Annotated in this window: 20 protein-coding genes; 6 read left to right on the top strand and 14 right to left on the bottom strand. The window is 53.6% G+C overall.

Translation table 11 applies throughout. The annotated features are described in order from the left end of the window. Nucleotides 1–61: 61 nt before the first annotated feature. The gene (locus tag J4728_RS13760; protein ID WP_001519557.1) at nt 62–388 is read right to left on the bottom strand and encodes a DUF883 domain-containing protein; all 327 of its coding nucleotides are present in this window, start codon (nt 386–388) and stop codon (nt 62–64) included. Between the two features lie 161 nt (nt 389–549). Here J4728_RS13760 and J4728_RS13765 point away from each other — a divergent pair, with 161 nt between their 5' ends. Further along, nucleotides 550–900 carry a DUF2002 family protein gene (locus J4728_RS13765; RefSeq protein WP_000281304.1) on the top strand — a complete coding sequence of 117 codons (351 nt, stop codon included), beginning with the start codon at nt 550–552 and terminating at the stop codon, nt 898–900. Nucleotides 901–934: 34 nt separating this feature from the next. Here J4728_RS13765 and alaE read toward each other — a convergent pair whose 3' ends face one another. Continuing rightward, nucleotides 935–1384, bottom strand: a complete 450-nt coding sequence (alaE, locus tag J4728_RS13770; protein ID WP_000492669.1) for an L-alanine exporter AlaE — start codon at nt 1382–1384, stop codon at nt 935–937. A 697-nt stretch (nt 1385–2081) separates the two neighbouring features. Between alaE and stpA the strand changes: the two genes are divergently transcribed. Continuing rightward, nucleotides 2082–2483: a DNA-binding protein StpA gene (gene stpA / locus J4728_RS13775; protein ID WP_001051100.1), complete on the top strand. Its 402-nt coding sequence runs from the start codon at nt 2082–2084 to the stop codon at nt 2481–2483. A gap of 89 nt (nt 2484–2572) precedes the next feature. On the opposite strand, the gene J4728_RS13780 is transcribed toward stpA, so the two are convergent. The 3 genes from J4728_RS13780 to J4728_RS13790 form a co-directional block, all read right to left on the bottom strand. Next, nucleotides 2573–2752, bottom strand: coding sequence for a hypothetical protein (locus J4728_RS13780; RefSeq protein ID WP_000494942.1), 180 nt, complete (start codon nt 2750–2752; stop codon nt 2573–2575). Between the two features lie 78 nt (nt 2753–2830). Beyond that, nucleotides 2831–3358: a rhodanese family protein gene (locus tag J4728_RS13785; RefSeq protein WP_000022011.1), complete on the bottom strand. Its 528-nt coding sequence runs from the start codon at nt 3356–3358 to the stop codon at nt 2831–2833. Between the two features lie 9 nt (nt 3359–3367). Beyond that, nucleotides 3368–3667 carry an ArsR/SmtB family transcription factor gene (locus J4728_RS13790; protein WP_000137432.1) on the bottom strand — a complete coding sequence of 100 codons (300 nt, stop codon included), beginning with the start codon at nt 3665–3667 and terminating at the stop codon, nt 3368–3370. Between the two features lie 182 nt (nt 3668–3849). Here J4728_RS13790 and J4728_RS13795 point away from each other — a divergent pair, with 182 nt between their 5' ends. Continuing rightward, the gene (locus J4728_RS13795) at nt 3850–4008 is read left to right on the top strand and encodes a YqaE/Pmp3 family membrane protein (protein WP_000508175.1); all 159 of its coding nucleotides are present in this window, start codon (nt 3850–3852) and stop codon (nt 4006–4008) included. A gap of 99 nt (nt 4009–4107) precedes the next feature. Beyond that, nucleotides 4108–4557, top strand: a complete 450-nt coding sequence (gene lysM, locus J4728_RS13800) for a peptidoglycan-binding protein LysM (protein WP_000522406.1) — start codon at nt 4108–4110, stop codon at nt 4555–4557. 21 nt (nt 4558–4578) lie between these two features. Here lysM and csiR read toward each other — a convergent pair whose 3' ends face one another. The 9 genes from csiR to J4728_RS13845 form a co-directional block, all read right to left on the bottom strand. Next, nucleotides 4579–5256 (bottom strand): DNA-binding transcriptional regulator CsiR, encoded by a 678-nt coding sequence (gene csiR, locus J4728_RS13805; RefSeq protein ID WP_000126152.1) that lies wholly within the window; start codon nt 5254–5256, stop codon nt 4579–4581. A 41-nt stretch (nt 5257–5297) separates the two neighbouring features. Then, nucleotides 5298–6698, bottom strand: a complete 1401-nt coding sequence (gene gabP / locus J4728_RS13810) for a GABA permease (RefSeq protein ID WP_000531282.1) — start codon at nt 6696–6698, stop codon at nt 5298–5300. Between the two features lie 129 nt (nt 6699–6827). Next, complete coding sequence (gabT, locus tag J4728_RS13815; RefSeq protein WP_001095554.1) at nt 6828–8111, bottom strand: 4-aminobutyrate--2-oxoglutarate transaminase; 1284 nt, start codon at nt 8109–8111, stop codon at nt 6828–6830. A 14-nt stretch (nt 8112–8125) separates the two neighbouring features. After that, entirely contained in the window at nt 8126–9574 is a 1449-nt protein-coding gene (gabD, locus tag J4728_RS13820) for an NADP-dependent succinate-semialdehyde dehydrogenase (protein WP_001176523.1), read from the bottom strand. Between the two features lie 21 nt (nt 9575–9595). After that, nucleotides 9596–10864: an L-2-hydroxyglutarate oxidase gene (lhgO, locus tag J4728_RS13825; protein ID WP_053444878.1), complete on the bottom strand. Its 1269-nt coding sequence runs from the start codon at nt 10862–10864 to the stop codon at nt 9596–9598. Between the two features lie 25 nt (nt 10865–10889). Beyond that, nucleotides 10890–11867, bottom strand: coding sequence for a glutarate dioxygenase GlaH (gene glaH / locus J4728_RS13830; RefSeq protein ID WP_000993090.1), 978 nt, complete (start codon nt 11865–11867; stop codon nt 10890–10892). 302 nt (nt 11868–12169) lie between these two features. Next, nucleotides 12170–13684 (bottom strand): tripartite tricarboxylate transporter permease, encoded by a 1515-nt coding sequence (locus tag J4728_RS13835; RefSeq protein ID WP_000382036.1) that lies wholly within the window; start codon nt 13682–13684, stop codon nt 12170–12172. Nucleotides 13685–13694: 10 nt separating this feature from the next. Then, the gene (locus J4728_RS13840; protein WP_001574835.1) at nt 13695–14129 is read right to left on the bottom strand and encodes a tripartite tricarboxylate transporter TctB family protein; all 435 of its coding nucleotides are present in this window, start codon (nt 14127–14129) and stop codon (nt 13695–13697) included. A gap of 11 nt (nt 14130–14140) precedes the next feature. Beyond that, complete coding sequence (locus J4728_RS13845) at nt 14141–15118, bottom strand: Bug family tripartite tricarboxylate transporter substrate binding protein (RefSeq protein WP_000744416.1); 978 nt, start codon at nt 15116–15118, stop codon at nt 14141–14143. Nucleotides 15119–15272: 154 nt separating this feature from the next. Here J4728_RS13845 and tctD point away from each other — a divergent pair, with 154 nt between their 5' ends. After that, nucleotides 15273–15947, top strand: a complete 675-nt coding sequence (gene tctD, locus J4728_RS13850; RefSeq protein ID WP_208211898.1) for a transcriptional regulator TctD — start codon at nt 15273–15275, stop codon at nt 15945–15947. Then, nucleotides 15934–17349, top strand: a complete 1416-nt coding sequence (locus tag J4728_RS13855) for a sensor histidine kinase (RefSeq protein ID WP_208211899.1) — start codon at nt 15934–15936, stop codon at nt 17347–17349. Before tctD ends, J4728_RS13855 begins: the two co-directional genes overlap by 14 nt. Nucleotides 17350–17460 lie beyond the last annotated feature (111 nt).

Genomic DNA, 17460 nt, shown 5'->3' on the forward strand with positions numbered 1-17460 from the left:
CTGGGCCTGTGGCAATGATGCAGGCCCAATAAAGTATGTCGCCATCCGGCAGCGCACGTCGTTAGCGACGCAGGCTAAGCAGCGCCCCGATAAAAATCCCCACCGCTGCGGCGGTTCCTACGCTACACCAGGGTTTTTCACGCACAAACGTATCCGCGCACCCCATCGCATCACAGGCGGCTTGTTTTACGCGAGTACGACCCTGCATCCGCGCCCGGGTCTCTTTCAGCAACGCCTGTGCTTTACGTCGCGCAGCCTCGGCTTCGTCTTTCGCATCGCTTCCCCAGGATTTAAGGACATCTTCCAGACTGTCGGCTAATCGATTGACATCATTCTGAATATCCTGAACACCATCATCGACGTCGTTTCGGTTCGGTTTGTTAAGCATATGATCCTCCATTGATTTCGATGTAGCTTTCAGTGTAGTTCATATTTTTACCTGCTGAGGCTTGTTACGGCGATATCATGCGTTTCTGGACTTTTCTGAAAGCGTTGATAACGCGCTATCGGGTAAGGTAAGCCCGCAGTACAAGAGAATGAGGATAAAATATGTATTTACGACCTGACGAGGTGGCGCGGGTACTGGAAAAGGCAGGGTTTACCGTCGATGTGGTGACGAATAAGACGTATGGTTATCGACGCGGCGAGAATTATGTTTATGTTAACCGCGAGGCGCGTATGGGGCGTACCGCGCTGATCATTCATCCCAGATTAAAAGACCGTAGCTCATCACTGGCTGACCCGGCTTCGGATATTAAAACCTGCGATCATTACCAAAATTTTCCGCTCTATTTAGGCGGCGAGACCCACGAACATTACGGTATTCCCCACGGCTTTAGCTCCCGAATAGCGTTAGAACGTTATCTGAACGGGCTTTTTGGCGACGAAAAAAGCGACTAAAAGCGCGACTGGCAATGCCAGTCGCGACGTTAACTTACGCCTTAGCCTGATGATAGCTGCTCACTTTAAACAGGCGGCGACAATAATCCAGGAAGTAGCCATAAACCGCGCCCATTAACATTGAAACAACAATGTTTGAACTCACGGCGGCCACTATCTGATGCCAGCCGGCACCGACGGTCAGCAAGATGATAATATAAACGGGTGACTGAAAGGTGACATAAGCCAATACATCCGCCAGGTTTTTGGCCCATCCCGCCGGGCTTGCCTTACGCGCGACGCGCATAATCAGATCGCGGTAAACGCCGTATGGCCATGCAATCAAAATGTTGACAGGTATCGCCACCAGCCTGGAAGAAAGCGACTGCTCAAAGCTCATTCCGGAGAGGAATATCTCGATCAACATGTTCACAACAGAACAGTAAACAACCATCGCAAACGTGTCTGCTACGGCATGACGCAAGCGTGACTGTGGAGAGAACATGTTAATGCTCCTTGTAGCGTATCGATCAGAATGAGGCGATGGTTGGTAGTGAAATCATAAAGCACTTTTGTCTTTGCATAGAGTATATCCCTATATAATAACTATCAACTAGTGTAATATTTTTATTTATAGGCTTTTTGTCGATAAAATACTCTGTGATTGTGTGTTTTTTGCTCGCGGCGAGATTTTCGTTGTTGTTAGCCATTAATTACTTTTAAATCAATGCATTATAATGCATTGTTTTTCTGGCGATTTTCAGCCACATTCCAAATGTTGTCAGATGCGATGTATTCTCGGCTAACGGCACGCGCTCTACTTTTCTCAGCATAATTATAGCTATTGCAGGGTGATTTTTAGCATAAAGCTCTGATGATGATTTTTGAATGGTTAATCTCTTATTGTGCTGAAATATTCACTTCTGTATAAGGTCAGCCACCGTGAGGGCCATCGCGGTTACTGAGATACGCAATACGCTATAAACAGCCGAACGGGAAACCTACAGATATACCGTAGGCAGAATAACCTGAAACACACAGGGGGTAATGAATATAACCTTCTGGTTAACAGATTAATATAATTAATCGAGTTATACTGAGTATATCTGTATGAACTTTAGGATCTGGAAATATAATCAATAATCGCATACAATACCGCCTGTAATAGTTTTTGTTTTCTGCGTTAAAAGGTTTTTATTGATATGAATTTGATGTTACAGAACTTAAATAATATCCGCACGCTGCGCGCTATGGCTCGCGAATTCTCCATTGACGTTCTTGAAGAAATGCTCGAAAAATTCAGGGTTGTCACTAAAGAAAGACGCGAAGAAGAAGAATTGCAGCAACGCCAGCTTGCCGAGAAGCAGGAGAAAATTAATGCCTTTCTGGAGCTGATGAAAGCAGACGGTATTAACCCGGAAGAGTTATTTGCCATGGATTCAGCAATGCCGCGTTCTGCTAAAAAGCGCCAGCCGCGTCCGGCAAAATATCGTTTTACTGATTTCAATGGCGAAGAAAAAACCTGGACCGGACAAGGTCGTACGCCTAAACCGATTGCCCAGGCGCTGGCGGCGGGGAAATCTCTGGATGATTTCTTAATCTAATCACGGATAGCTTTTAACAGATGGCGCTTCGTTTCCTGTCTCTATTAATCGGGACTCCGGGAACGTTGCGCCATGCTCATTCTGATAAATCAGCACACGCCAAAATCGCCCTCTTCGCAATAGGGGGTGACATCTGCCGCTTTGAGGATCAATTTTTCGCCCGGCTCATTACCGACCTGTACCGCGACAATATGATCCTCGTTGACTTCAATCACTTTCAGTTTCGGCCCCCCCATTCGGGGCTGTACGATATCGCCTGGTGTGAACATCACGCTCTCCTGTTGAACAATGGTATAAACCCGCCTTCAGTCTACTACACACCTACCGACGCGCGGTGAAGGTACCGCTTAATGAGTACGGGTATTCCAGGGCATTTTTTCCAGTAGTCGCGCCATTCCGCAGAAGCCGGTCATGCCTGCCAGCATTAACCCGGCCCCGACAAAACCGCTAATGAGGAAAAAGCCGCCGTGGACCGTATAGCCCAGAATCACCCCAAGCAACGTCAACCCGCCGGCGGCGATTTGCACCTGACGCATCAGTGGCAACGGTTGCGATTTGTCTTCTGTGACGGGCAATCCTGCCGCTTTCCATCCGTCGATACCGCCTTCCAGTAGACTGACCTGAGCTGGGGCGGCAATGGCCTGTAGTTTTGCTGCATTGCTGCTGGTTCGTTTACCTGACTGACAGTGAAAAATAATCTGTTCCGCTCGCAGGTTGGCGGGCAAATCGCCCTGTTCAAGCCGGGAAAGCGGCGCCAGTTGCGCATGTGGAATATGCTCGCGCAGATATTCATCGGCGTCGCGCACATCAATCAGTTTCGCGCCTTGCGCTATCAGCGCTTGCGCCTCACGGGGGGAAACTATCCCAATGGACATCGTGCCTCCTTATGGACAATAGAGATTCTTTAACGTGGCGATAATCGTATTAACCGCCTCATTTTTAATGAAATAGTGAATGCGCTGGGCATCGCGTTGACTATCAATCAGCCCTTCTTCCCGCATCCGCGCCAGATGCTGCGACGTCGCGGAGGGGCTTAGCCCGGTAATGCGCGCCAGTTCGCCTGCGCTGGTTTTTGGCGAACCGCAAAGCATACATAAAATCAGTAATCTTTTTGGGTGGCTCATCGCTTTGAGCAGGGCCGCCGCCTGTTCTGCGCTGGCCTGAAGTTGTTCAAGCTCTGTCATAGTTATTTAAGTATTTTCTAAATTTAGTTAATTCTAAAATAAACATCAACCTAATGCCAGCGTAAAGAGCGTAAAGGAGGGTAAAAGCGCGGCGCGCGACTGGCAGGCTCAGGTAAACTGACTATGCTTAGAGATAAAATCTCTTTTTAAACAATGACTAATTTTGCTTGTATGGAGTGTATATGGGTTTCTGGAGAATTGTATTTACGATTATTTTGCCTCCGCTCGGCGTACTTTTAGGAAAAGGGTTCGGTTGGGCATTTATCCTTAATATCCTGCTGACATTACTCGGATATATTCCGGGGCTTATCCACGCATTTTGGGTTCAGATGCGTCATTAATTACCGGCCACCGGCGGCGCATAAGCGCCGCTTATCAGGATAACCTCATTCCCTCTGCTACACTTTTCTTTGTGTGTATTTTTGACAAGCGAGGTGAATATGGGACTTTTCAATTTTGTAAAAGATGCAGGTGAAAAACTCTGGGACGCGGTAACCGCTAATCATGATAAGGACGATCAGGCGAAAAAAGTCCAGGAACATTTAAATAAAACGGGAATACCCGACGCTGACAAAGTGAATGTGCAAATTGCGGATGGAAAAGCGACAGTGACGGGGGATGGGCTGAGTCAGGAGGCAAAAGAAAAAATTCTGGTTGCCGTGGGGAATATCGCCGGGATTAGCAGCGTTGACGATCAGGTTAAAACCACGACGCCAGCGGCTGAAAGTCAGTTTTATACCGTAAAATCAGGCGACACCCTGAGCGCTATTTCAAAGCAAGTGTATGGTAACGCCAATCTGTATAATAAAATCTTCGAGGCAAATAAACCGATGCTGAAAAGCCCGGAAAAAATATATCCGGGACAAGTGTTGCGTATTCCTGAAGAATAATGGCTATCAGGTCGCGCCAGGCTACATTTTCCCTGCCATCGCCTGGCGAATAATGGGAATCGGCGTCAGCAAATGCTGACGCATTAATTCGCTGGCGCGTGCCGCCTCGCGCGCCAGTATCGCTTCGGTTAGCGTGTGATGCTGGATATGTTTATCTTCCAGCATCTCGACGGACAGAACGGTTTCACGTAACCAAATAAAGCGGTAGCGGGCCGCCAGGTCAAATAAGCGTTCGCGCATCTGTAGCAGATAGTGGGAGCCGCACCCGGCGACAATGGCGGAATGGAACGCCTGGTGGCGCTGATCCCATTCATCGAGCATATGTTCACTGGCATCGCTGGCTTCCAGTTTACTGAGCATATGCGCTCGCGCCAGGATCTCCGCCTCCCACGCATCATCGCCGCGTTCAATCGCCAGGCGTACCAGCATCGCTTCCATATTGGCGCGCGCGTCAAAAATATCGAGGAGTTCCGCCTCTGACATGGACGCCACGCGATAGCCTTTTTGATTCACCACGGTGACCAGCCGTTCCGCCACCAGTTGCGACAGCGCCTCACGCAGCGGCCCTACGCCGAGCGCATAGCGGGCGGTTAATAAACTCATCCGCAGTTTCTCATCCGGCTGATAAGTGCCGCGAATAATGTCATTTTTAAGCCAGCGATAGCCATCTATGGCCGTCGGTTGGGAAAGGGCGGTCATCTTTTACTCCTGAGAAGCTTCCCGGCTGACGCCGGGAATAACTAACGTAGGTTTTGCAGGGGGGCTTTTTGCCACCTTATCAGTTTTTTCCAGCGAGACATAATGGGGACAGTACCTATTATGCCCAGCCCTAACAGCCCCGTTGAAATGACTTCTAGTTGCTGTGCCGGTCGAAATAGCATCACCACCAGAACAAAGCAGATAAAGCCGATAACCAGCCAGGTGAGCCACGGATAAAGCCACATTTTCAACTTAATTTCTCCGCCCTGCGCCAGCAGAATTTTACGCATCCGCAATTGCGAAATCGCAATCACCAGATAGACCAGCAGCGCGATGGCGCCGGAACTGTCGATAAGAAATTTAAACACTTTTGCCGGGGCATAATAATTGACGATAACGGTTAAAAACGCCGCGCCAGTAGAGAGGAGAACCGCCACCCAGGGCGTTTTGCTACGGTTAGTTTTTCCCATTATCGCAGGCGCATCGCCGCGGCGGCTAAGGGAATAGAGCATCCGGGAGGCGGTATATAATGCGGAGTTCAGACAACTGGTCACTGACAACAAAATCACGCAGTCCATAATGAATTTTGCGTGCGGAATATGAAGCAGCTCCAGTACCGAACGGTACGAACCTACGCTTTTCAGACCCGGCATATTCCACGGGATCAGCGCCACCACCACAAAAATGGAACACAGGTAAAAGATGGAAATTCGCCAGATAACAGAATTGGTGGCGCGTACGATATGTTTATCCGGCGTATCGGATTCCGCGGCAGCAATAGTGACGATTTCCGCGCCCATAAAAGAGAACATGGTGATCAACATGGCGCTTAACACCGCGCCGAAGCCGTTAGGCATAAAACCACCGTGATCCCATAGCCGGGAGATACCGCTTACCTCGGCATACGGATAAAAACCGCTAATCGCCGTCGCGCCCAGCGCGATAAACGCCAGAATGGCAATTACTTTACATAGCGCCAGCCAGAATTCGAACTCGCCGTAATTTTTGACGCTCAATAAATTGCTTCCGGTTAAGGCAAGCGTAATCACTAATGAAAATAGCCACACCGGAATACCTGGTATCCATGAATTCAGAATAATGGCGGCAATATTGGCCTCCAGCGGAATAACCAGCACCCAAAACCACCAGTATAACCAGCCGATGGTATACCCGGCCCAGGGGCCAATCGCTTTATCCGCATAGGTGGAAAAAGAACCGGTATCCGGCGTGGCGACGGCCATTTCAGCCAGCATTCGCATAATCATGACGACTAAAAGTCCTGCGAACAGATAGGCCAGCAGTACCGCAGGGCCGGCCTCTGCAATCGCCACGCTGGAACCGACAAACAGGCTGGCGCCGATGACGCCGGCGATCGATAACATGGTGACGTGGCGTGATTTCAGCCCGCCCCCTAATGCATGTGATTCTGACAATTGCCCCATCCTAAAACCTCTTTATTGTTATTGCGCTCGTTTACCGGATGGCGCCTGGCTTATTCGGCCTACAATCGAAACGGTTTTTGTAGGCCGGATAAGACAGTTACGTCGCCATCCGACGCTGCTTATTGGACATTACGCTTGTTTCGCCTCATCAAAGCACTGGGCGATAATCTCCAGGCCTTGCCGAATCTGCGAGGCCTCAATAGTGAGTGGAACGAGGATGCGCAAGATGTTGTAGTAAGGACCGCAGGAGAGCAGAATTAACCCCTTCTCGCGGGCGCGGGCCACAATGTCGGCGGTCAGAGCCGCGTTCGGTTTGCCGGGGTCGCCATTTTCGAACAACTCAATGGCGATCATGGCGCCCAGTCCGCGCACGTCGCCAATCTCACGGTGCGTTTCCGCTATCTCCATCAGGCCATCGCGCAGCGTTTTGCCAAGCGTATTCGCCTTTTGCAGTAGATTTTCCTGCTCGAAAATGTCCAGTACCGCCAGCGCGGCGGCGCAGGCAATCGGGTTTCCGGCATAGGTGCCGCCCAGCCCGCCCGGCGCGATAGCGTCCATCACGTCTGCCCGGCCGGTAACGCCTGCCAGCGGAAAGCCGCCGGCGATCGATTTCGCAAACGTGGTAATATCTGCCGCAACGCCCATCTGTTCCATGGCGAACAGCGTACCGGTCCGGCCCGCGCCGCTTTGCACTTCGTCGGCAATCAACATAATGCCGTGTTGGTCGCATAGCGCGCGCAGTCGCTGCATAAACGCGGGAGAGGCGGCGTAAAATCCGCCTTCGCCCTGTACCGGCTCAATAATAATGGCGGCGATATCTTCCGGCGCGGCATCATTTTTAAAGATGCGTTCAATGCTGGCGATCGCGTCGTCGTCGCTGATGTTGTGTAGCGGGCAAGGATAAAGCGCGCGGTAGACATGGCCTGGCATCAATCCCATACCAGCAGAGTACGGGTGTACTTTCCCGGTCAGAGAGAGCGTGTAGTGGGTACGACCGTGGTAAGCGCCGCTAAACGCGATAGCGCCGCTGCGTTTTGTCGCCGCGCGGGCGATTTTCACCGCGTTTTCAACCGCTTCTGAACCGGTCGTGACCAGCAACGTTTTTTTGGCGAAATCGCCCGGTACCTTCTGGTTCATGCGTTCGCACAACGCCAGGTACGGTTCATAGGCCAGCACCTGAAAACAGGTATGCGACAATTTCTTCAACTGCGCTTCGACCGCTGAAACAATGCCCGGATGTAAATGACCGGTGTTCAGGACGGCAATGCCGCCCGCGAAATCGAGATACTCACGGCCTTCGACATCCCACACCCGACAATTTTCCGCCCGCTCGGCGAAAATCGGGTGAATCTGCCCCACGCCGCGAGGAACAGCGTTATGACGGCGCTGCATTAAAGCGTTATTGGTATTCATTAGCGACTCTCCTGTTAAAGGCCGATGCACATATATTTGATTTCTAAATAATCTTCGATGCCGTATTTGGAACCTTCTCGGCCTAATCCGGAGGCCTTAATGCCGCCGAAAGGCGCGACTTCGTTGGAGATAATGCCGGTATTAATACCGACGATGCCGTATTCCAGCGCTTCGCCGACGCGGAAAACGCGGCTTAAATCGCGTGCATAAAAATAGGCTGCCAGGCCGAACTCGGTATCGTTAGCCTGCCTGATGACATCCGCCTCGTCGCTGAAGCGGAACAGAGGCGCGAGCGGCCCGAATGTCTCTTCTTTGGCGACTTTCGCGTTATCAGGAACATCCGCCAGAATGGTCGGTTGAAAGAAGTTGCCGCCTAATTTGTGCGCTTCACCGCCCGTAATGACGCGGGCGCCTTTTTCCAGCGCATCGGCGATATGCTCCTGGACTTTCGCCACGGCTTTTTCATCAATCAGCGGCCCGATAGCAACGTCGGCTTGCAGACCGTCGCCGACCGCGAGCTTATTTACCGCCTGGTTGAGTTTTTCCGCAAAACGATCGTAAACGCCGTCCTGTACATACAATCTATTGGCGCAGACACAGGTCTGCCCGGCGTTGCGAAACTTCGAAGCCAGCGCGCCCTCGACGGCTTTATCCAGATCGGCATCGTCAAAGACGATAAACGGCGCATTACCGCCCAACTCCAGTGATACTTTTTTAATGTCTTTGGCGCATTGTTCCATTAGCTGGCGGCCAATCTCCGTCGAGCCGGTAAACGACAGTTTGCGTACCAGCGGGTTGCTGGTCAGCTCGCCGCCTATATCGCCTGCCGAACCGGTAACGACGTTAAATACGCCTGCGGGAATTCCGGCGCGCCGGGCCAGTTCCGCCAGCGCCAGCGCGGAAAACGGCGTCTGGCTGGCGGGTTTGAGTACCATTGTGCAGCCTGCGGCCAGCGCGGGGCCGGCTTTACGGGTGATCATCGCTGAGGGAAAGTTCCACGGGGTAATCGCGGCGGTGACGCCGATGGGCTGTTTAATCACCAGCAGCCGTTTATCGGCCTGATGACCTGGAATCGTGTCGCCATAGATACGCTTGCCCTCTTCGGCGAACCATTCAATAAACGAGGCGGCGTAGCTAATTTCGCCTTTCGCTTCCGCCAGCGGTTTACCCTGTTCCAGCGTCATCAGACGCGCCAAATCGTCCTGATGTTCCATCATCAGATTGAACCAGCGACGCAGGATATTGGCTCGCTCTTTGGCGGTGAGCGCGCGCCAGGCGGGCAGGGCGCGATTGGCGGCGTCGATGGCGTCGCGCGTCTCTTCCGCCCCCATTTTTGGCACATTGCCGAGCGGTTTCCCGTTGGCGGGGTTGCTAACGGGGATGACATCGCCGCCGCGCGCGTCGCGCCAGTCACCATCGATAAAGGCCTGCTGACGGAACAGGGTAGAGTCGTTAAGTTGCATAATTGCTTCCTGTCTGAAGGGTTAACGGGTAAATGCGGCGTGTAATGCGTCCACGCTGCGTGCCGCACGCAGCGCACGTCCGGGGTTGCTCTGGCTTTCGCGTAGCGCCTGAACTTTGCTGACGATATGCGCGCCGATAGGTATCGCGGATGTCGCCGCCGGGGAGGGGGCGTTACAGGTGTGAATGGAACGCGGCGTCGTAACAAACAGAAAATCATCAATCAGTTTGCCGTCCGGCGAAACCGCCTGCGCCCGCACGCCTGCCGGCCAGGGCTGGAGATCGTTGACGGTCAGGCTGGGGCAATACTTTTGTACTCGCCGCAAATAGCCGCTTTTGCACAGCGAGTTTTTCATCTCGCCCAGCCCGGAAAGCAGATGATTTTGCAGTACGCGGCGGATGCCGGCGGAGCGGAAAATCTCCAGGGTGTCGGTGAAGGAAACGTCGCGCTTACGGTAGCCTTCGCGTTTAAGCGCCAGCACCGCATTCGGCCCGACCGTGACGCTGCCGTCGATCATGCGGGTAAGGTGGACGCCGAGAAACGGCATTGCCGGATCGGGGATCGGGTAGATCAAATGGTTAACGATCCGGTTGTGTCGCGGGGCCAGACGAAAGTACTCGCCGCGGAAAGGGCAGATAATAAAACCGGGCTCCACGCCCAGCATTTTGACCAGCCGATCCGCCATCAGCCCTGCACAGCCGATAAGCGTAGCGGTTTCGATTTCTCGGCCTTGCGAGGTGCGAATGATAACGCCAGCGGCATGTTCTGTTAGCGCGCTGACCTCGGCATGGTAGATGATCTCGCCGCCTTTGGCCTGAAAGCGGTTCGCCATGGCCGTCGCGACATCGCGATAGCTGACAATCCCGCTGGAAGGGACAAAAATCCCGCCCAGGCCAATGATATTGGGTTCGCGTTCACGCAGCTCCGCCGCGCTTAACCACTCGCGCTCTAAGCCGTTGGCCGCCGTCCGCTCCCATAGCGCGCGCATCCGCGCCATTTCCAGCTCCGAGGTGGCGACCAACATTTTGCCGCAGGTGTCGTAGCGGATGTTGTTTTGATCGCAAAAGGTTTTGGTCGCCTGATTGCCCGCCAGACAAAACCGCGCTTTGAGGCTGCCGGGCGTGTAGTACACCCCGGCATGGATCACGCCGCTGTTATGCCCGGTCTGGTGGCAGGCTGGCGCGGACTCTTTTTCCAGCAACGCGATGCGCGCATCCGGATAGAGATCAATAAGTTGCATGGCGGTCGACATGCCGATAATGCCGCCGCCGATAATCACAAAATCATACATCCGCGTAATTCCTTCGCCGTGGCGCTTATTGGTGAGTTTGATAATGGCTGGCGGCGTAGGCGAAGTAACCGCGCTGGCGCATCAGTTCGCGACGCAAGTCAGGATGCGGCGTAAAACGATCGCGTCCATGTAGCCAGAACAGATTGTTAATCAGCAGGAATTTGCCGACCGGTACCGGCACGGAGAGGATGTTTTGACTGGTTTCCAGCGCGTCTGAAAGTTCGCTGAGCCAGACGCCTTCTTCAAAGTCTTTTGGCTGGACGAACTGGTCGATATAACGCATGACCGGGCGGCCTTGTTGGTCGACATCAAACACCGGGTGCCAGACGTCATGGCTAACATTCTTGCTTGGCGGCGCCGCCCAGCGCATGACGCGACGCGCCAGCGGATGGGTAAAAAACGACTCCAGATGTTCCCAGTCATCAAGGTGTAGCAGCAGCGAGTTACCGCCTTCCATATTCTGTTCGTCGATTTTCATCATCAGCACGTAGTCGGTCACCTCCTCAACATAGGTACCGTCATTGTGCAGTTCCATTACGCGGTGGGGCTGGCGCAGATAACTGTCGGAGTTGTCGACGTTTTTGACCACGAAACGCGCGTAATACTGGCCGCTCATCGCATCGTAGTTGGAGCGACCAATAAGATGCGCCACCGCCGTCGCCAGTTTGACCATCTCTTCTGCCTGTGCGACATCATCGATCCCTTCGGCGCTGATCAACAGCGCGCCTTGTGCACGATTGAGTAGCGTTTTGATCAACAGCGGTTGTAGCTGATTGCCGCACAGATCGTCGAGGATCTTGCCGATTTTGAAACGTAAGAAAGATTTGTATTCCAGCGCCTGCACCGGCCACTGCGCGACCTGATGGAGAAATTGTCTTGTGGTATCCGCCGTAAACGTTAACGCCAGCAGACGCGGCGACTGCGCCGAAGGGGCAAGAGTGAAACCAATATGGCGTTGGGCTAAATCATCTGTGTTCGCTTTTACGGCAGTCAGTGCATTCATCAGAATCATTCCTCTCGGTAGATGGTCAGGGAGACATGGCGATGCTCATTTCGTAGCCATAAATTAAAAATATCGACATTTTCCAGGAACGCGTATGAAATAACCGTTTTTGTTTAATTATTGTGATCAAAAACAATAAATATTTAACAATACGAAAGGTGAGGTTAACGGCGCCACGAGCCTGACAACGGCAAGAAGGGGTGTAAAATGAGCGAGTTATGGGGAGAGTGATGCTGGCGGGGTTGCCCGGCCTGGCACATGAGCGCGTAGGCCGGACAAGTACAACGTATTTCAGCAGTCAATTAACCGGCGTCAACCTGCGGTTTACGGCTGTGTTTACGGATCAGACGTAACACTGGCGGTACGACAATGACCATGATCGCCATGAGCAGCAGGGCTTTGGCAACGCCGCTTTGCCACAAAATCGCCATATTGCCGTTACTGATGGAGAGTGCGCGACGCAGGTTCTGCTCCAGCATTTCCCCCAGTACGAATCCCAGGATCAGCGGCGACATGGGGAAGTGCATTTTACGTAAAATGTACCCTAACACGCCAAGTGCGACCATCAGCACCAGATCGAAGGTGGTGCTGTGTACCGCATACACCCCTACCGCCGATACGGCAGCGATGGCGGGTACCAGGAACCACAGCGGAATGGTGAGCATACGGGTGAACAGACCGATCAACGGGATATTCATGATCAGCAGCATCACGTTCGCAATCAGCAGCGCAGCGATGAGTCCCCAGACGATATCCGGCTGTTCGGTGAACATCGCCGGGCCTGGCGTGATGTTGTACAGCGTCAGCGCCCCCATCATCACTGCCGTAGTGCCGGAACCGGGAACGCCCAGCGTCAGCATCGGGATGAAGGAGCCGCAGGCAGAGGCGTTGTTTGCCGCCTCCGGCGCCGCGACGCCGCGAATATCCCCTTTGCCGAAGCTATCGCTGTTGCCGCTGAGTTTTTTCTCGGTCATATAGGTAATGGCGCTGGCGATGGTCGCCCCGGCGCCGGGCAATACGCCGACAAAAAAGCCGATCACGGAGGAACGCAGGGTGGTGCCGATACACTGCGCGCCTTCTTTCAGGTTGAACAACATTCGACCCGTTTTGCGGACCATTGTTTGCCCGCTGCTGGTATGTTCCAGCATTAAAAGTATTTCTGATACCGAGAACAGGCCGATCACCACGACGATAAACTGTACGCCGTCGGAAAGATGAACGCTGTCAAAGGTAAAGCGATAAACCCCGGTGTTGGCGTCCACGCCGACGGTCGCAAGGCCAAGACCGATCAGCGCTGCCAGAAATGATTTAAGCGGGTTTTGCGCCATCATGCTGCCAAGACAGGCGATGGCAAAAACCATTAAGGCGAAATATTCCGCCGGACCAAAGGCCAGCGACCATTGCGCCAGTAAAGGGGCGAACAGAATGATGCCGCCGATAGCGATTAATGAACCGAAAAATGAGCTGACTGCGGAAATCGACAGCGCTACGCCGCCTTTCCCTTGCTGCGCCATCGGGTAACCGTCCAGCGCCGTCATGATCGCCGCCGCATCGCCGGGGACGTTGAGCAATATGGAGGAGATCCTGCCGCCATACTCACAGCCAATGTACACCGTCGCCAGCAGAATTAGCGCCGACTCCGCAGGCAGATGCAACGCAAAGGCCAGCGGCAGTAAGATTGCCACGCCGTTGATCGGTCCCAGGCCCGGCAGCAGACCGACAATCGTGCCCACGAAGCAGCCAATCAACGCGATAACCAGGTTTTCCGGCGTCATCGCCACCGCAAAGCCCTGAGAAAGATATATCCAGGTATCCATCGTTGCTCCGTTAACTCAGCCAGGCGCCGAGAGGTAAGGTGACATCAAGCAGCCGGTCAAAGGCATACCACAGCAGAATACCCAATACCGCGCCGGAGATACCCGCCGCCGGAATCGTGGCGCCGAACAGCATCCCGATAACCATGGTGAGAAGCGCGGTGGCGATGGGAAAACCCAGCCATTCGAATCCCCAGGCATACATCAACAGGATGATGATCATGGTAATTAGCTTTTGCAGAACATGGCGGCGCGGCCAGCTCACCGTGTCGGGATGGCGTAATAACAGCGCCAGCGCGCAGAGCGCCATCAGGCCGATAATCCCCAGCGGAAAAGGGCGGGGGCCGACGGGTTCATAGCTGTATTCGCTTTGGATCTGCCAGGCGATGAATAGCCCGGCGATACAGAGCAACAGCCAGATACCCGCAAAGATACGATCGCTCATCATTGCCTCCGCGATTATTTCGCGAGTCCGAAGGCTTTCGCCTGTTCACGGTAATCAGTAACCTGTTTTTTCACGTAGTCATCGAGCTGCTGGCCGGTCATGTCGAACTCAAACAGGCCGCGCAGATCGCGCTGCTTTTTAAACTCGTCGGTTTGCTGGAGCTTCTTGAAGGTATCCACCCACCACTGGTAATCGGCATCGCTGACTTTTGGCCCGACGTAGAAGCCGCGAATAATCGGCCACACCAGGTCGTAGCCCTGTTCTTTAGCGGTAGGGACATTGGCAAGCTGGCCCGGCAGACGATTTTCTGAAAAGACGGCAAGGACGCGGATTTTGTCGCCGCCCAGATAAGGCACCATTTCACTGAGATCGCCGGAGACAACCTGAACATGGTTGCCCATCAATGCCGTCACCGGCTCGCCGCCGCCCTCAAAGGCAACGTAGCGCATCTTGTGCGGGTCGACGTTCGCCTTTTGCGCCAGCAACGCCGACTTCATCCAGTCCTGGCTGCCAATAGAGGCGCCAGCGCCGATGACCACGCTGTTGGGATCTTTTTCCATCGCCGTCATCAGATCTTTCAGCGTTTTCCACGGGGAATCCGCACGCACGGCGATCATGCCGTAATCAGTGCCCACGCTTGCCAGCCAGCGCACATCATCCACGCCGTAGCGACCAAATTTCCCCTGCGACAGGTTGAGCAGCGAACCGCCGGAAAAGGCGACCACAGTCCCGGGTTCGCCAGGGCGTTGGGCGACTATCGCGTTATAGGCCACAGCGCCGACGCCGCCGGGCATATACGTTACCCGCATGGGTTTCTCGATAGCGCCAGTCTCCAGCAAACTCACCTGAATCAGCTTACAGGTGAGGTCGAAACCGCCGCCAGGTTTGGCTGGCGCGATACATTCCGTTCGCGACGGCGCCTCCTGTGCCAGAACAGAGGTACTCATTAATAAAATGCTTGCAGTAAGGGTACGAAGTAATTGTTTTTTCATTTTTTATCCTCACGCCGGACGTCCGGATTTTTCAGGTTCGGAAGAAGATTTTTGTGATTATGTGAGCCGACATGTAGCAGTTCGGTTGCGTGATTGTTAAAACAATAACCTTTCAATTCCCTTTCAATGCGGCAGAAACTTTACAGGATGTGATATGCGTCTCTTATTGGCGGAAGATAACCGTGAGCTGGCTCACTGGCTGGAGAAAGCGCTGGTGCAAAACGGCTTTGCCGTGGACTGCGTATTTGACGGCCTGGCGGCTGACCATCTTCTGCACAGTGAAATGTACGCTCTGGCGGTGCTGGATATCAATATGCCGGGAATGGATGGACTGGAGGTGGTGCAACGGCTGCGTAAACGCGGTCAGACCTTGCCCGTTTTGTTGCTCACGGCGCGAAGCGCGGTGGCGGATCGCGTAAAAGGTCTCAACGTCGGCGCGGATGACTATCTGCCGAAACCCTTTGAACTGGAAGAGCTGGATGCTCGTTTACGGGCCTTGCTCCGACGCAGCGCTGGGCAGGTTCATGAAGTTCAGCAACTGGGTGAATTGATCTTTCATGATGAAGGGTATTTTCTGTTACAGGGACAGCCGTTAGCGCTGACGCCGCGTGAGCAGGCGCTCTTAATCGTATTGATGTACCGACGAACGCGGCCGGTCTCGCGTCAGCAGCTTTTTGAACAGGTGTTCAGCCTGAACGATGAGGTAAGCCCTGAAAGCATCGAACTTTATATTCATCGACTGCGTAAAAAACTTCAGGGAAGCGATGTACGAATTACGACGCTGCGCGGCCTGGGTTATGTGCTGGAGCGCGGCGATGAAGTGGGTTAAGCCGCAATCGTTGTACCTGCAACTCTTACTGTTCCTGGGGTTGCCGCTGATTCTGCTATGGGGGCTGTCGGCGTTTAACAGCTATGTCAATGCGCTACAGGCCGCCACTCAGGCTTATGATCGTACGTTGCTCTCCTCGGCGCGAACGGTATCGGAACGGCTGGTGGTGCGCAATAACCATCTGGAAGTTAACGTGCCCTGGGTGGTGCTGGATAGCTTCGAGCTTAATATGAATGATCGACTCTATTACAAAGTCGTCGACCCTTCCGGAAAGGTCATTTCCGGTTATAACGATCTGCCCGTCATGCCGCCCGCTACGCCCCGTACCCGGCTTTATCCGGCGCTGGCGTGGTTCTATCATACCGAGTATCGCGGCGAGGCGATCCGCGTGGCGCGTTTGCTACAGCCGGTCAACGAAGGCGGCATTATCGGCATGGCGGAGATTTATGTCGCAGAGACGCTGCAGTCCCGTCGTTATCTGGCGGGCCAACTGCTGTTCTCTTCCTGGATCTCACAGGGGCTGCTGGTGTTGCTGACCCTGGTGCTGGTTGGCTGGTTATTACGCCGGATCCTGCGCCCTATGCGTCAACTTTCGTCATTAATGGTACGCCGCGAACCGGGTCTGCTAACGCCGCTGCCGGAACTGCTGCCGTGGTCGGAAACACGCTTGTTAATCGTGGCGTTTAATCGCTACATTGACAGGCTCCGCGGCATCCTTTCCCGGCAGGAACGCTTTAGTGCCGATGCTTCTCACCAGTTAAAAACGCCGCTGGCGGTGTTAAAAACGCAGGCGGCGGTGGCGTTAGCCAGCCAGCACCCTCATCACTGGTACGAAAGTCTGCAGGCGATGAGCGTAACGCTGGATAGTACCATTCAGCTCACGGAAAGATTGTTGCAACTTTCTGCGGTAAAGCATAAAGAGCAGGGCGAGCGGCGCTTTTCACCGGTGAATCTGTACGATATCGTACAGAGCGGCTGCTTTACCCGCCTGGCGCAGGCGCGGAGTAAACATATCGACCTGGGCTACGAAGGCGAACAGGAAGCGATGTGGATCGAGGGGGATGAGGTACTGCTTAGCGAGCTATGCGGAAACTTGCTGGATAATGCGCTGAAATACACGCCTGAGCAAGGCATCGTCACCGCGCGGCTTGAACGGGATGGCGATGCCGTGACGCTGGTTGTCGAAGATAGCGGCCCCGGCATTGATGATGAACACATCCATCTGGCGCTACAGCCGTTCCACCGGCTCGATAACGTAGGAAATGTGGCCGGGGCGGGCATTGGTCTGGCTTTGGTCAATGATATCGCACGCCTGCACCGTACTCATCCCCATTTTTCCCGTAGTGAAGCGTTGGGAGGGTTATACGTTCGGATACGCTTTTTAAGCCTTGTTCCGCAGTAATGCGCACAAATGTGTCAGCGGTAAAGCACGTTTACAAAAAGTCGCATCTTGATGTGTGACGTTTTAATCAAATGATCATATATTCCCCCTACAAACCGTAGCGTTAATTAA

Origin of the sequence: Salmonella sp. 32070601201500089SM (assembly GCF_017573605.1) — a bacterium.
GTDB lineage: Bacteria > Pseudomonadota > Gammaproteobacteria > Enterobacterales > Enterobacteriaceae > Salmonella > Salmonella enterica.

Bases quoted from the DNA above. Each gene is read 5' to 3' on its own strand.
- J4728_RS13780 (WP_000494942.1), bottom strand. From the start codon at position 2,752: ATGTTCACACCAGGCGATATCGTACAGCCCCGAATGGGGGGGCCGAAA.
- J4728_RS13835 (WP_000382036.1), bottom strand. From the start codon at position 13,684: ATGGATACCTGGATATATCTTTCTCAGGGCTTTGCGGTGGCGATGACG.
- lhgO (WP_053444878.1), bottom strand. From the start codon at position 10,864: ATGTATGATTTTGTGATTATCGGCGGCGGCATTATCGGCATGTCGACC.
- gabD (WP_001176523.1), bottom strand. From the start codon at position 9,574: ATGCAACTTAACGACTCTACCCTGTTCCGTCAGCAGGCCTTTATCGAT.
- J4728_RS13765 (WP_000281304.1), top strand. From the start codon at position 550: ATGTATTTACGACCTGACGAGGTGGCGCGGGTACTGGAAAAGGCAGGG.
- J4728_RS13845 (WP_000744416.1), bottom strand. From the start codon at position 15,118: ATGAAAAAACAATTACTTCGTACCCTTACTGCAAGCATTTTATTAATG.
- J4728_RS13855 (WP_208211899.1), top strand. From the start codon at position 15,934: ATGAAGTGGGTTAAGCCGCAATCGTTGTACCTGCAACTCTTACTGTTC.
- lysM (WP_000522406.1), top strand. From the start codon at position 4,108: ATGGGACTTTTCAATTTTGTAAAAGATGCAGGTGAAAAACTCTGGGAC.
- gabP (WP_000531282.1), bottom strand. From the start codon at position 6,698: ATGGGGCAATTGTCAGAATCACATGCATTAGGGGGCGGGCTGAAATCA.
- J4728_RS13840 (WP_001574835.1), bottom strand. From the start codon at position 14,129: ATGATGAGCGATCGTATCTTTGCGGGTATCTGGCTGTTGCTCTGTATC.
- J4728_RS13785 (WP_000022011.1), bottom strand. From the start codon at position 3,358: ATGTCCATTGGGATAGTTTCCCCCCGTGAGGCGCAAGCGCTGATAGCG.
- alaE (WP_000492669.1), bottom strand. From the start codon at position 1,384: ATGTTCTCTCCACAGTCACGCTTGCGTCATGCCGTAGCAGACACGTTT.
- csiR (WP_000126152.1), bottom strand. From the start codon at position 5,256: ATGACCGCCCTTTCCCAACCGACGGCCATAGATGGCTATCGCTGGCTT.
- tctD (WP_208211898.1), top strand. From the start codon at position 15,273: ATGCGTCTCTTATTGGCGGAAGATAACCGTGAGCTGGCTCACTGGCTG.
- gabT (WP_001095554.1), bottom strand. From the start codon at position 8,111: ATGAATACCAATAACGCTTTAATGCAGCGCCGTCATAACGCTGTTCCT.
- J4728_RS13795 (WP_000508175.1), top strand. From the start codon at position 3,850: ATGGGTTTCTGGAGAATTGTATTTACGATTATTTTGCCTCCGCTCGGC.
- stpA (WP_001051100.1), top strand. From the start codon at position 2,082: ATGAATTTGATGTTACAGAACTTAAATAATATCCGCACGCTGCGCGCT.
- J4728_RS13790 (WP_000137432.1), bottom strand. From the start codon at position 3,667: ATGACAGAGCTTGAACAACTTCAGGCCAGCGCAGAACAGGCGGCGGCC.
- J4728_RS13760 (WP_001519557.1), bottom strand. From the start codon at position 388: ATGCTTAACAAACCGAACCGAAACGACGTCGATGATGGTGTTCAGGAT.
- glaH (WP_000993090.1), bottom strand. From the start codon at position 11,867: ATGAATGCACTGACTGCCGTAAAAGCGAACACAGATGATTTAGCCCAA.